The organism is Microbispora sp. NBC_01389 (assembly GCF_045040095.1).
GTDB lineage: Bacteria > Actinomycetota > Actinomycetes > Streptosporangiales > Streptosporangiaceae > Microbispora.
In genome coordinates this window covers 3,719,623-3,734,141 of sequence record NZ_CP109552.1, presented here as the reverse complement: position 1 = coordinate 3,734,141, position 14,519 = coordinate 3,719,623, and the positions used below count along the sequence as shown (strand labels likewise).

Annotated in this window: 5 protein-coding genes and 1 pseudogene; 4 read left to right on the top strand and 2 right to left on the bottom strand. The window is 70.7% G+C overall.

Going from position 1 to position 14,519, the window contains the following annotated elements; all coding sequences use genetic code 11:
- Positions 1–34: 34 nt before the first annotated feature.
- From OG344_RS16855 to OG344_RS16840, 4 genes are read left to right on the top strand one after another with little or no spacing between them, the layout of a single operon-like run.
- A complete protein-coding gene (locus OG344_RS16855; protein WP_405083926.1) occupies positions 35–922 on the top strand; it encodes a thiamine pyrophosphate-dependent dehydrogenase E1 component subunit alpha in 888 nt (295 codons plus the stop codon).
- Positions 919–1,149: an acyl carrier protein gene (locus OG344_RS16850; protein WP_327044229.1), complete on the top strand. Its 231-nt coding sequence runs from the start codon at positions 919–921 to the stop codon at positions 1,147–1,149. Before OG344_RS16855 ends, OG344_RS16850 begins: the two co-directional genes overlap by 4 nt.
- On the top strand, positions 1,146–3,275 hold the full coding sequence (locus OG344_RS16845; RefSeq protein ID WP_405083925.1) for a 2-oxo acid dehydrogenase subunit E2: 2,130 nt from the start codon (positions 1,146–1,148) through the stop codon (positions 3,273–3,275). Before OG344_RS16850 ends, OG344_RS16845 begins: the two co-directional genes overlap by 4 nt.
- Before the next feature lie 18 nt (positions 3,276–3,293).
- Positions 3,294–4,304 carry a 3-oxoacyl-[acyl-carrier-protein] synthase III C-terminal domain-containing protein gene (locus tag OG344_RS16840; protein WP_405089025.1) on the top strand — a complete coding sequence of 337 codons (1,011 nt, stop codon included), beginning with the start codon at positions 3,294–3,296 and terminating at the stop codon, positions 4,302–4,304.
- Positions 4,305–4,447: 143 nt separating this feature from the next.
- Here OG344_RS16840 and OG344_RS16835 read toward each other — a convergent pair whose 3' ends face one another.
- Positions 4,448–11,407 (bottom strand): amino acid adenylation domain-containing protein, encoded by a 6,960-nt coding sequence (locus OG344_RS16835; RefSeq protein WP_405089108.1) that lies wholly within the window; start codon positions 11,405–11,407, stop codon positions 4,448–4,450.
- Between the two features lie 711 nt (positions 11,408–12,118).
- A pseudogene (locus tag OG344_RS16830) lies at positions 12,119–14,448 on the bottom strand (AMP-binding protein); the annotation flags it as partial.
- Between the last annotated feature and the right edge of the window lie 71 nt (positions 14,449–14,519).

The following is a 14,519-nucleotide window of genomic DNA, read 5'->3' as shown; positions in this document are numbered from 1 at the left end:
GTCGGACGCCGTCTCCGGTTTGTCAGATGACGACGTGGCGCAACTGGTCCGCATCCGCCACTTCGAGCGCACCCTGCTGCGGATGTTCGAGGCCGGCGCGCTGAGCGGGACCACGCACACGTGCATCGGGCAGGAGTACGTGCCGGTGGCGCTGGCCCCGCTGCTCGACGGCGACTTCGTGGTCAGCAACCACCGCGGCCACGGCCACTATCTCGCCCACGTCGGCGACGCCGCCGGGCTGCTCGCCGAGATCATGGGCCGGGAGGGCGCGGTCTGCGCGGGCGTCGGCGGCAGCCAGCACCTCCACCGCCCCGGCTTCCTGTCCACCGGCGTGCAGGGCGAGGGCGTGGCGCTCGCTACGGGCGTCGCGCTCCGGCACCGGCGCACCGGCACCGGCCGGATCGCCGCCGCCTACGTCGGCGACGGCACCTGGGGCGAGGGCGCGGTGTACGAGGCGCTCAACATGGCGGCGCTGTGGCGGCTGCCGGTGCTGGTCGTCGTGGAGGACAACGGGATCGCCCAGTCCACTCCCACCAGTGCGCACCTCGCCGGGACCATCGCCGGCCGGGCCCGCGCCTTCGGCGTCGAGTACGCCGAGATCGCCACCCACGACATCCCGGCCATCCGCGCCGCCGCCGGGCCGGTGATCGCGCGGGTCCGCGACGGCGGCGGGCCGGCGGTCGTACGGTTCCTGACCCGGCGGCTCGGCCCGCACAGCAAGGGCGACGACACCCGCCCCGCCGAGGAGGTCGCGGCCCTGTGGGAGGACGACTGGCAGGCGGGGCTGGAGGCGCGCCTCGGTCCCCGCTTCCGGGAGATCGACCAGCGGGTCCGCGCCGAGGTGGACCGGATCGCCGCCGAGGTGGCGGCACGCCCGCCGTCGCGGTGGGCCGACGTGGCCGACGCGGGAGCCGTAACGTGAGCGAACTGATCACCCTGGTCGCGGGCATCCTCGGCATGCCCGCCGAAACGGTCGACGAGAACACCGGCACGGCCACGGCCGCCGAGTGGAGCAGCCTGCGCCACGTGCAGATCATCGGCACCGTCGAACGGGCGTACGGCGTGCGGCTGAGCCCGCGCGAGGCCCGCGCGTGCCGTTCCGTGGGGGCGCTGCGGGACACCCTGCGGACGCGGGGAGTCGCGGTATGACACCGCTCGCGCCACGGCTCGCGCCCCGGCTCGCGGAGAGCCTGAACGGCGCGCTGCACCGGCTGTTCGCCGAACGCCCCGGCCTGCACCTCCTCGGCGAGGACGTCGCCGACCCCTACGGCGGCGCCTTCAAGGTCACCAGGGGTCTGTCGGACCGGCATCCCGGCCGTGTCCTCGCCACCCCGATCAGCGAGAACGGCCTCGCGGGCGTCGCGGCCGGCCTCGCCCTCGCCGGGGACGAGGTCGTGGCCGAGGTGATGTTCGGCGACTTCGCCGCGCTCGTCTTCGACCCGGTGCTCAACCTGATCTCGAAGTCGGTGACGATGTACGGCCGGCGGCTGCCCATGCCGGTCGTGCTCCGCTGCCCGGTCGGCGGCCGTCGCGGCTACGGGCCCACCCACAGCCAGAGCGTGCAGAAGCACTTCGTCGGCATGCCGAACCTGGCGTTGTACGAGCTCAGCCCGTTCCACGACCCGTACGGGCTGCTCGCGCACGCCCTCGACCACGGGCCCGCGCTGCTCTTCGAGGACAAGGTGCTCTACACCCGGCGGGCGTACTCCGACGGGGTCGTGGACGAGCACTTCCGCTCCTCGCTCATCGGGGACGCGCCCGGCTGGGCGCATGTGACCCCCGTGGGCGGCGCCGCCCCCGACGTCGTGCTGATCTGTCCCGGCGGCGTCGCCCACCGGGCGCTCGCCGCCGCCCACCTCCTGCGGGAGCGGGGCGTCACCGCGCACCTCCTGGTGCCCGGGCGCCTGTATCCCCTGGACATCGGGCCCGTCCTGCCGCTGCTGGAACGGCCCGCGCTGGTCGCCGTCGCCGAGGAGAGCACGGCGGGCGGCACCTGGGGCTCCGATATCGCGGCACTGGTGTACGAGCGGCTGTGGCCGCGCCTGCGCGCCCCGGTGCTGCGGCTGTCGTCGGCCGACTCGATTATCCCCGCCGCGCGTCACCTGGAGGACCGGGTGCTGCTGGGCGAGGGGCACATCGCCGAGGCCGTCGCGGAGCGCCTCGGCACGCTCGCGGCGGGCGCCGCGGTCTTCGCCGAGACCGTCGTGACGCCGGTAGCCGAGCCTGTCACCGAACCCGTCACCGAACCCGTCACCGAACCCGTCGCCGCACCTGCCGCCGTGCCGCTCGTCGTGCCGAAGCTGAACAGCAACGACACGCACTATCTGGTGACCGGCTGGCTGGCCGAGGACGGAGCCAGGGTCGAGGCGGGCGCTCCCCTGGTCGAACTGGAGACGTCCAAGGCGGTCGAGGAGATCGAGGCGCCGGCGGCGGGATATCTGCGGATCTCGACCGGCGCCGGCGCCGGCACCGAGGTGGAGGTCGGCGCCGTCATCGCGGAGCTCCACGAACTCGCGCCTCCCTCGCATACGGCGTACGCTCCGCCTGCCCAGGCCGCGCCGCCTGCCGAGCCGTCCCCGGCCGACCGGCGGACGTACGTGCTCGACCGGGTGCAGCAGGGCACCGCCGCCGTCGTGACCCGGGCCCACAAGGAGGTGCCGGCGGCCTTCACCGCCGTCGAGGTGGGCGTCGACGCCCTCCTCGCCAGACTGCGCCTGCTGTCGGAGGAATCCGGCGCCGAGGTCGGCGTACCCGAGGCCGTGGTGAAGGCGGTCGCCGCCGCCCACGACCGCTTCGGCCATCTCTTCGGCAGTCTCGTGGACGAGCGGACGGTCGCCCTCGCCGAGACGCCACACGTCGCGGTCACGATCGACGCGGGACGCGGCCTCTACACGCCGGTGATCCGGGACTGCGCGAGCCGCTCCATCACCGAAATCGCCGACGACCTGATGGACTTCCGGATGAAAGCGTGGCGGGGCGGCGATTTCACCACTTCCGAGCTCGATGGCGGTACGATCACCATCTCGATCAACACTGAGGCCGATGTGGTGTTCGTCCAACCGATCGTCATGTGGCCGCAGTTGTGCATGCTCTCCGTCGGCGGGCTACGTCGGCAGCTCGCGCTCCACGACGGAGTCCTCGCAACAACCAGGGTCGTCGTCCTCGGCCTCGCCTATGACCACCGGGTCGTGAACGGCGCCGAAGCGGTGGCCTTCCTGCGAGCGGTCGCGGACAACCTCCGCGAGCCGGACCGGCTCGACGAGCTGGTCGCCTGACGGCGTGATGGAGGACTGATGACGTTCGGGCTGATCGCCTTCGCCGCGGAAGTGGGCGAGCCGGTGCCCGTCAAGGACGTGGTCGCCGACTACACCGAGGACGTCGCACGTGTGCTCGCGTACGGCTACGACTTCGTCCATCGCGCGGCTCCCGGGACCGGTCTGACCGATCTCGCCGTCGAAGCGGGCGGCCAGGCCCTCGCCGCGGCGGGCGTCGCCGCCCGCGACGTCGACCTCCTGGTGTTAGCGATCACAGACATCGCGGAGTACCTGTACTGGGACGCGGCGGCCGCGGTCGCCCACCGGCTCGGCCTCTCCTGGGCGGAGGCCGTACTGGTCGACCAGGGCTGCGCGGGCGGCGTCACCGCCTTCGACACCCTGGCCGGCCGGTTCGCCACCCACCTGTCCTACGACACGGCGCTGGTCATCGGCGCAAACCGCACCACCGAGGCGTACTGGAACCGCCTGGACACCCACTCGTTGCTGTTCTCCGACGGCGCGGCGGCGGCCGTGGCCAGCCGCAACGCCACCTCGCTGCGCTGGCGCACCTCGTACGCCGAGACGGACGGCCGCTACGCCGACTTCTTCCGGATGGACGACGGCGGCGGGGCGAATCCCTTCGGGCCCGGCACACCGCCTCCCAAGGTCCGGGACGCCTGGCAGATCATGGAGCACTTCGCGTACGACACCGATCGCATGGCCGCCTTCGCGGACGAGATCAACGACCGTACGGCCCGCGCCGTCCACCGCGCCTGCAAGCAGGCGGGCATCACCGAGGACGAGCTCGCGTGGCTCCTCCTGCTCAACGACAACCCCCGTGTCATCGCCAACCAGGCCGATCTGGTCGGTGTGCCGACGTCCCGTACGAACATCCGGGGCGCCCGGCAGCATGGGCACTTCGGCGCCGCGGACCACCTGTTCGAGCTGGGCAACCTGCACGCCTCGGGAGAGCTGGGCCTCGGCGACTACGTGGCGCTGGCCACGAACGGCCGCGGAATGCACTGGGCGTGCACGATCCTGTGGTCCTGACGTACGCCCTGGCCTGATCGCCCGTTCTTCCGGCTCCCCCCGGCCCGTCTTCAAGCTCGCGTCTCCACGGCTCAGGTGCCGGCCGCCCGGCGGGGCCTCGTCGTCACGCACAGTGGTGTCACGCACAGTGGTCACCCGGGCTTTCAGTCGCTCGCGGCACCGCTCGCCGCCCCGGTGCGGCCGAGTGTGCGGCGCAGCCTGGGGATGGCCGCCGGCCGCACCGGCCCGCTGGCCGGCTCGGGCAGGGACTCCGCCAGTCCCGCGATGGTGGGGTGCTCGAAGACCACCCGCAGCGGGAGCGCCGCTCCGGTGAGGGCGTTGAGCCGGCTGACCAGCCGCGTGGCCAGCAGTGAGTGCCCGCCGAGGCTGAAGAAGTCGTCGTGGATGTTCGTTACGGGCCGGCCCAGCAGTCCGGCGAACAATTCCGCCACCAGATGCTGCGCCTCAGTGCTGGGAGGCTCGGCCTCGCCGACCCCGGCGCTCGTGAGTGACGGCTCGGGTAACGCCTTCCGGTCGATCTTCCCGTTGGGGGTGCGCGGCAGGGCGTCCATCACCACGACGCGAGCGGGCACCAGGTGCTGCGGCAGACACCCCCGCAGATACCGGAGAAGGATCTGCTCATCATCCTCCCCACACTCTTCCCGGTGAGCGTGGTTGGTTGTGGTGGCGATGTGGGCGATCAGGTGATCACCGTGGACGGTGACGACCGCCTCGGACACGGCGGGGTGCTGGAGCAGGGCGTGTTCCACCTCGCCCGGCTCGATCCGGAACCCCCGCAGCTTCACCTGATGATCCACCCGGCCGTGATAGTCCAGGAAGAACTCCACCCCACCATCCGGTTTACTGCGCGGGCGCCAACGGGCCAGATCCCCCGTCCGATACAACCGCCCACCCCCGCCCTGGTCGCTGCCGTTGTCACCGTGGCTCTCGGTGAGGGCATGGGCGCCGCCGTGACCGCCATGGTCGCCTTGGCTGTCGGGGAGGGGGAGATAGCGTTCGGCGGTCAGCCCCGGCCGCTGGTGGTACCCCCGCGTGACGCCCTGGCCGGACAGATACACCTCGCCGATCGCGCCCAGCGGCACCGGCCGCAACTCGCCGTCCAGCAGATGCACCCGCGACCCCGGCAGGGCCCGGCCCAGCGGCGTCCGCTCATCTTCGGGATGAGTGATCGCGTGGGTGGAGTACGTGGTGTCCTCGGTCGGCCCGTACAGGTTGTTGACCGTCCCCACCGCCGGATCCCGGTACAAACCCCGCACCAACTCCACCGGCAACGGCTCCCCCGCCAGATTGACCGTCGCCGCCCGCGGCGGGATCGCCCCAGCCGCCAGCAACTCCGCCGCCGCCGACGGCACCGTGTTCACCAACGTCACATGACCGAACCCCACCCGATCCTCGATCAGATCCAGCGCGTTCCCCGCCGCCAGCGTGACCGCCGCCCCCACCGACAACGGCGCGAAAATCTCAAACACCGACAAGTCGAAACACACACTCGTCGACGCCAACGTCTCCGCCAACACCCCCCGCCCGAACGTCTCCCCCGCCCAGGCCAGCATCGCCACCGCCTGCCGATGCTCGATCACCACACCCTTCGGCCGCCCCGTCGACCCCGACGTATAAATCACATACGCCGCATCCCCAGGACCCACCTCCACACCCAACCGACCATGGCCAGAAGCAGACGAGCCCACCGGATCCACCGAACCCTCGGCAGCGGCAAGCGGACCCAGAACAGCGCCGACGTCGACCACCCGCACCCCGGCCGAGCCCACCGAGCCGGCCGAGCCGGCCAGCGGGTTGTGCTCGGGAGTGGTCACCAGCACCGCCGCATTACTGTCGGCCAGCAGATAGGCCACCCGCTCCGGCGGATACCCCGGATCGATCGGCACATACGCCGCACCCGTCTTCAACACCGCCAGCAACGCCACGATCAAATCACTCGACCGCGGCAGACACACCCCCACCAACACCCCAGCCCGCGCACCCAACCCCACCAGACGACGAGCCAACCACTCAGCCCGCTCATCCAACTCCCGATACCGCACCACCCCGTCAACCGCACGAACCGCCACCGCATCCGGCCACCGATCCACCACCCCCTCAACCAGACCGTGCACACAGCCGTCTACACCAGCAAGCAGACCACCAGCACCCAACGCACCCAGGACGGCCTTCTCCCCCGCCGTACGCACATCCAGATCCGCGACCCGCGCCCCGGGGTCGGCGGCCAGCGCCTCCACCACCACCGCCAACCGCTCCGCCAGCAAACACGCCGACCGAGCGTCGAACAGATCCGTGTTGAAGGTCAGGAACCCGCCCAACCCCTCCACCGACTGCTCCAGATGCACCGACAACTCGAACTGGCTGGCCCGGGGATGCACCGGCACCGGATCGACCGCGAGCCCGGGGAGCTCGTACTGCGGTGGCGTGCCGTTGATCGACAGCATGACCTGGAAGAGGGGGCTGCGGCTGAGGTCGCGTTCCCGTACGCACTCGTTGATCAGCCGCTCGAAGCCGATGTGCTGGTGCTGCTGGACGGCGAGCGCGGAGTCGTGCGTGGCGCCCAGCACGTCACGGAGGGTCGTCTCCGGCGCCGGACGCATCCGCAGGGGCAGGGTCGTCACGAGCATGCCGATGACATCCGTGGTTTCGGGCCGGGTACGCCCCGAGGCGGCGAACCCGATGGTGACATCGTCCTGGCCGCTGAGCTTGGCCAGGAGCACACCCAGCGCCGTCGCCACGACGGAGAACGTGCTCGCCCCGGTCGCCCGGGTCACGGCGGCCACGGTCGCGGCGGGCAGGGACAGCGGAACGGCGTCCCCGCGGTGCGTCTGGTACGGCGGGCGCGGCTTGTCGGTGGGCAGGTCGAGCGTCCGCGCGCCGGCGAGGTGCTCACGCCAGAACTCCACGTCCTCGTGGGTGACGGGTTGCTCCCACAGTTCGACGTCCGCGAACTGCGCGGGCGCGGGTGAAGGTGCCTCGTTTCCCGCCGGGTCTTCGGCCAGCCTGGCGTAGTGGCCGGTGATCTCACGGAGCAGCAGGTCGAGCGACCAGCCGTCGCAGATGAGGTGATGCAGGCTCAGGAGCAGCACATGCTCCTCCTCCGACACCCTGACCAGGACCGCACGCATGAGCGGCCCGGCGGCCAGGTCGAGCGGACGGGAGGCCACCTCGTCGAGCACCGGGGCCCAGTCGGACGCGGTCACCTCCTCCAGCTCGGCGACCGGTTCCGCGGACACCACCTGTACGAGTTCCTCGTTCTCCTCACGGAGGGTGGTGCGCAGGCTTTCGTGGCGCCGGACGGTGTGGGTGAGGGCGGTGCGCAGCACGTCACGGTCGAGCGGCCCGCGCACGGTCGCCGCACCGGTGATGTGATACGCCAGATTGGTGTCCGGGTGCAGATGACACAAGAACCACAACCGCTGCTGATTCGCCGTCGCCGGATGAACATGCTCACCAGCCGGATGACGACCCACCGGAATCGCCGCCACCCCGCCCACCGCACCGGCCGCACCTCCCGGCAGCTGCTCGGCCAGCTCGGCGACAGTCGGATGATCGAACACCAGCCGGAGCGGCACCACCACACCCAGCGCCTCCGACAACCGATGCACCAACCGCGTCGCCAACAGCGAATGCCCACCCAAGCTGAAGAAGTCGTCGCGAATGCTCGTGACCGGCCGGCCCAGCAGCCCGGCGAACAATTCCGCCACCAGGTGCTGCGCCTCGGTGCTGGGAGGCTCCACCTCACCGGCCCCGGCGGCCGTGAGTGACGGCTCGGGTAACGCCCTGCGGTCGATCTTCCCGTTGGGGGTACGCGGCAGGGCGTCCATCACCACGACGCGAGCAGGCACCAGATGCTGCGGCAGACACCCCCGCAGATACCGGAGAAGGACCTGCTCATCATCCTCCCCACACTCTTCCCGGTGAGCGTGGTTGGTTGTGGTGGCGATGTGGGCGATCAGGTGATCACCGTGGACGGTGACGACCGCCTCGGACACGGCGGGGTGCTGGAGCAGGGCGTGTTCCACCTCGCCCGGCTCGATCCGGAACCCCCGCAGCTTCACCTGATGATCCACCCGGCCGTGATAGTCCAGGAAGAACTCCACCCCACCATCCGGTTTACTGCGCGGGCGCCAACGGGCCAGATCCCCCGTCCGATACAACCGCCCACCCCCGCCCTGGTCGCTGCCGTTGTCACCGTGGCTCTCGGTGAGGGCATGGGCGCCGCCGTGACCGCCATGGTCGCCTTGGCTGTCGGGGAGGGGGAGATAGCGTTCGGCGGTCAGCCCCGGCCGCTGGTGGTACCCCCGCGTGACGCCCTGGCCGGACAGATACACCTCGCCGATCGCGCCCAGCGGCACCGGCCGCAACTCGCCGTCCAGCAGATGCACCCGCGACCCCGGCAGGGCCCGGCCCAGCGGCGTCCGCTCATCTTCGGGATGAGTGATCGCGTGGGTGGAGTACGTGGTGTCCTCGGTCGGCCCGTACAGGTTGTTGACCGTCCCCACCGCCGGATCCCGGTACAAACCCCGCACCAACTCCACCGGCAACGGCTCCCCCGCCAGATTGACCGTCGCCGCCCGCGGCGGGATCGCCCCAGCCGCCAGCAACTCCGCCGCCGCCGACGGCACCGTGTTCACCAACGTCACATGACCGAACCCCACCCGATCCTCGATCAGATCCAGCGCGTTCCCCGCCGCCAGCGTGACCGCGCCCCCCACCGACAACGGCGCGAAAATCTCAAACACCGACAAGTCGAAACACACACTCGTCGACGCCAACGTCTCCGCCAACACCCCCCGCCCGAACGTCTCCCCCGCCCAGGCCAGCATCGCCACCGCCTGCCGATGCTCGATCACCACACCCTTCGGCCGCCCCGTCGACCCCGACGTATAAATCACATACGCCGCATCCCCAGGACGCACCACCACACCCAACCGACCAGGCCCAGGAACAGGAGCAGGAGCAGGAGCAGGAACAGACGAGCCCACCGAATCCACCGGATCCTCGGCGTCGAGCGGACCCAGCAGCATGCGGACGTCGACGACCCGCACCCCGGCCGAACCCGCCGAGCCGGCCAGCGGGTTGTGCTCGGGAGTGGTCACCAGCACCGCCGCATTGCTGTCATCCAGCAGGTAGGCCACCCGCTCCGGCGGATACCCCGGATCGATCGGCACATACGCCGCACCCGTCTTCAACACCGCCAGCAACGCCACGATCAAATCACTCGACCGCGGCAGACACACCCCCACCAACACCCCAGCCCGCGCACCCAACCCCACCAGATGACGCGCCAACCGCTCAGCCCGCTCATCCAACTCCCGATACCGCACCACCCCGTCAACCGCACGCACCGCCACCGCATCCGGCCACCGATCCACGACCCTCTCGACCAGACCGTGCACACAGCCGTCTACACCAGCAAGCGGACCACCATCACCCAACGCACCCAGGACGGCCTTCTCCCCCGCCGTACGCACATCGAGATCCGCGACCCGCACCTCCGGGTCGGCGGCCAGCGCCTCAATCACCACCGCCAACCGCTCCGCCAGCAAACACGCCGACCGAGCATCGAACAGATCCGTGTTGAAGGTCAGGAACCCACCCAACCCCTCCACCGACTGCTCCAGATGCACCGACAACTCGAACTGCGTACCGGCGGGCGCCATGTCGACCCGGGTGAAGCGCAGGCCGGGAAGCTCCAGCGTCCGCTGAGGCGAGCTGTCCAGCGCGAGCATGACCTGGAAGAACGGGCTGCGGCTGAAGTCACGTTCGGGCCGTACATGCTGGACGATCCGCTCGAACGGGGTGTCGCCGTGAAGCTGGACCTCCAGAAGGTTCGCGTGGGTCGCACTCAACGCCTCGGCGAGCGTCATGCCGGGGCGGGTCACGGAGCGCAGGGGAAGGGTGTTCGCCAGGAAGCCGATCATGTCGGCGGTGCCCGGGTGCGTACGACCGGAGGACGGGATGCCGATGGTGACGTCGTCCTGACCGGCGAGTTTGGCGAGCAGCAGCGTCAACGCGGTTGTGACCACCGTGAAGGTCGTCGTACCGCTTTCCCGTGCGAGGCGCTCGACGGTCCGCGCGGGCAGGGAGAGCGGAACGGCGTCCCCGCGATGCGTCTCGTACGGCGGGCGCGGCTTGTCGGTGGGCAGGTCGAGCGTCTGCGCGCCGGCGAGATATCCACGCCAGAAATCGAGTTCGGAGTCACCGGCCGGAGTGTCGAGCTTCCACTGGGCGTAGTCGCCGTACTGAAGAGGGGCGTCCTGCGGCAAGGGGTCACCCGCGCAGACGGCCTGATAGTGCGCGGCGATCTCGCGAAACAGCACGGTGAGGGACCAGCCGTCCGCGATGACATGGTGGAGAGACAGCAGCAGCACGTGCTCGTCGTCCGAGACACGCACCACCCGCGCCCGGAACAGCGGGCCACATTCAAGGTCCACCGTCGAGGTTCGCCACTGCTCCAGGGTTTCCGCCAGGTCGGGTACGGCGGCGAGCGGCGGCTCCCAATCCCACTCGTCGTGTACGACCTGTACGAGTTCCCCCTCCGTCATCCGCAGGGTGGTGCGCAGGCTTTCGTGGCGCCGGACGGTGTGGGCGAGGGCGGTACGCAGCACGTCGCGGTCGAGCGGCCCGCGCACGGTCGCCGCGCCGGTGATGTGATACGCCAGATTGGTGTCCGGATGCAGATGACACAAGAACCACAACCGCTGCTGATTCGCCGTCGCCGGATGCACATGCTCACCAGCCGGATGACGACCCACCGGAATCGCCGCCACCGCACCGCCACCCAGACCCGGCAACCGCTCAGCCAGATCGGCGACAGTCGGATGATCGAACACCAGCCGAAGCGGCACCACCACACCCAGCGCCTCCGACAACCGATGCACCAACCGCGTCGCCAGCAGCGAATGCCCACCCAGGCCGAAGAAGTCGTCGCGAATGCTCGTGACCGGCCGGCCCAGCAGCCCGGCGAACAACTCCGCCACCAGATGCTGCGCCTCAGTGCTGGGAGGCTCCACCTCACTGGTGCCGGGCACCAAGGCCGGCTCGGGTAGCGCCCTGCGGTCGATCTTCCCGTTGGGGGTACGCGGCAGGGCGTCCATCACCACGACGCGAGCGGGCACCAGATGCTGCGGCAGACACCCCCGCAGATACCGAAGCAGGATCTGCTCGCAATCCTCGTCGCTCAGGGCGAGGTCACCGTGATCCGCCGCAACGACAGGACGGCTACCATGCTCCTGGTCACGCCGATCACCGTTCACGTCCTGCATACCGACGTGGTCACTGCGCTCGCCGTGGACTGACTCGTCACCCTGCGTGTGATTGGCGTGGCCGGGCTGGCCGAGATGATGGCGGTCTTCACTCTCCGGGTGGGCCTGGTGGTTGGGGGCGTTCCTGGTGGCGATGTGGGCGATCAGGTGATCACCGTGGACGGTGACGACGGCCTCGGACACAGCGGGATGCTGCAGCAGGGCGTGTTCCACCTCGCCCGGCTCGATCCGGAACCCCCGCAGCTTCACCTGATGATCCACCCGGCCGTGATAGTCCAGGAAGAACTCCACCCCGCCATCCGGTGTACTGCGCGGGCGCCAACGGGCCAGATCCCCCGTCCGATACAACCGCCCACCCCCGCCCTGGTCGCTGCCGTTGTCACCGTGGCTGTCGGTGAGGGCATGGGCGCCGCCGTGACCGCCATGGTCGCCTTGGCTGTCGGGGAGGGGGAGGTAGCGTTCGGCGGTCAGTCCCGGCCGCTGGTGGTACCCCCGTGTCACGCCCTGGCCGGACAGATACACCTCGCCGATCGCGCCCAGCGGCACCGGCCGCAACTCGCCGTCCAGCAGATGCACCCGCGACCCCGGAAGTGCCCGGCCCAGCGGCGTCCGCTCATCTTCGGGGTCGGTGACGGCGTGGGTGGAGTACGTGGTGTCCTCGGTCGGCCCGTACAGGTTGTTGACCGTTTCCACCGCCGGATCCCGGTACAACCCCCGCACCAACTCCACCGGCAACGGCTCCCCCGCCAAATTGACCGTCGCCGCCCGCGGCGGGATCGCCCCAGCCGCCAGCAACTCCGCCGCCGCCGACGGCACCGTGTTCACCAACGTCACATGACCGAACCCCACCCGATCCTCGATCAGATCCAGCGCGTTCCCCGCCGCCAGCGTGACCGCGCCCCCACCGACAACGGCGCGAAAATCTCAAACACCGACAAGTCGAAACACACACTCGTCGACGCCAACGTCTCCGCCAACACCCCCCGCCCGAACGTCTCCCCCGCCCAGGCCAGCATCGCCACCGCCTGCCGATGCTCGATCACCACACCCTTCGGCCGCCCCGTCGACCCCGACGTATAAATCACATACGCCGCATCCCCAGGACCCACCTCCACACCCAACCGGCCCTGGAACCCACCCCCGGCTGCTCCGAGCACCGCGCGAACGTCGACCACTTGCACTCCGGGCGAGCCCGCCGAGCCGGCCAGCGGGTTGTGCTCGGGAGTGGTCACCAGCACCGCCGCATTGCTGTCATCCAGCAGGTAGGCCACCCGCTCCGGCGGATACCCCGGATCGATCGGCACATACGCCGCACCCGTCTTCAACACCGCCAGCAACGCCACGATCAGATCACTCGACCGCGGCAGACACACCCCCACCAACACCCCAGCCCGCGCACCCAACCCCACCAAACGACGGGCCAACCGCTCAGCCCGCTCATCCAACTCCCGATACCGCACCACCCCGTCAACCGCACGCACCGCCACCTCATCCGGACACCGATCCACCACCCCCTCAACCAACCGATGCACACACCGGTCATCACGAGAAGGGGGACCACCGTCACCCAACGCACCCAGGACGGACCTCTCGGCCTCGCCCAGCACGTCGAGTTCCGCCAGAGGCCTGTCCAGGTCTTCGGTCAGCGCACGCAGCGCGACGCCGAAGCGGCCGGCGAGCAGCCGGGCGGTCTCGGCGTCGAACAGGTCGGCGTCGTAGCCGAGGAACCCGGTGACCCGGTCGCCCGTCTGCCACAGGTACATCTCGACGTCGTACTGGATCGCGGCGGGCGCCATCGTCAGCGGCCGCACGGGCCGTCCGTCCAGGTGGAACTCGGGCAGGCCGTCCTGGAGGACGCACATCACCCGGAACAGCCGGTCGCCGCCGGTCCGCGCCTCCGCCGCGACCGTCTCCAGGGGGACGTGCGCGTGCGCGTACGCGCCGAGGCAGGTGTCGCGTACAGCCGTCAGGAGGTCGCGGCCGGTAGCGGCGCCGGTGCTGTCGGTGCGCAGCGCGAGCATGTTGACCAGCGGGGCGATGGCTCCCGGGGCGCGGTGCCGTTCGCCGGTCGCGATCGGCGCCCCGATAGTCACGTCGGGCTCCCCGGTCGTCCTCGCCAGCGTCAGGTGCAGGGCGGCGAGCAAGACCATGAACGGGGTGACCCGCTCGCGCTCGGCGGCTTCCAGGGCGTGCCGTACGGTGGCCGCGTCGAGCGACACCGGGACGGCGGCCGAGCGGAAGCGCGGCCGGACGGGGCGTGGCAGGTCGGCCGGGAGGTCGAGCGGAGGCGCGTCGCACAGCCGCTCGCGCCAGTAGGCGAGGTCCGCCTCGGTGACGGGCGTGCCCCCGGTGGACGGGGTGGCCGCGCCGGGCAGGGTTCCCCCGGAATAGAGGGTGGTCAGCTCGGCGAGGAACACGCCCAGCGACCAGCCGTCGCAGATGAGGTGATGGGCCACGACCTGCAGGAGCGTTTCATCAGGACCGAGCGACCACACGGCGACCCGCCACAGCGGGCCGGTGGCCGGGTCCATCGGCCTGGCGGCGAACTCCCCGGCCCGGGCCAGTGCCGCCTCCCGCCGTTCGCCTTCCGGCAGGTGTGCGAGGTCGGCGAACTCGGGCTCCGGCCCCGCGTAGGGCCCCGCGTACGGCCCGGTGACGGAATCGACCGCGGGATCGACGCCGGGATCGACGTCAGGATCGGCAGCGGGATCGGCAGCGGGATCGGCAGCGGGATCGGCTGTGGGATCGGCTGTGGGATCGGCTGTGGGATCGGCTGTGGGATCGACAGCGGGACGGACGGCGGGATCGACGACGCATCTCGGCGGCTCCTCGCGGGGGAACCGGGCGCGCAGCAGCGGGTGGCGCACGGCCATCCGGGCGAGCGCCGACCGCAGGCGGCCGCGGTCGACCGGCCCGGCCACGGAGGCCACGAACGACAGGATGT

Coding starts and splice junctions, on each gene's coding strand:
- OG344_RS16845 (WP_405083925.1), top strand. CDS start 1,146: ATGACACCGCTCGCGCCACGGCTCGCGCCCCGGCTCGCGGAGAGCCTG.
- OG344_RS16840 (WP_405089025.1), top strand. CDS start 3,294: ATGACGTTCGGGCTGATCGCCTTCGCCGCGGAAGTGGGCGAGCCGGTG.
- OG344_RS16835 (WP_405089108.1), bottom strand. CDS start 11,407: ATGGACGCCCTGCCGCGTACCCCCAACGGGAAGATCGACCGCAGGGCG.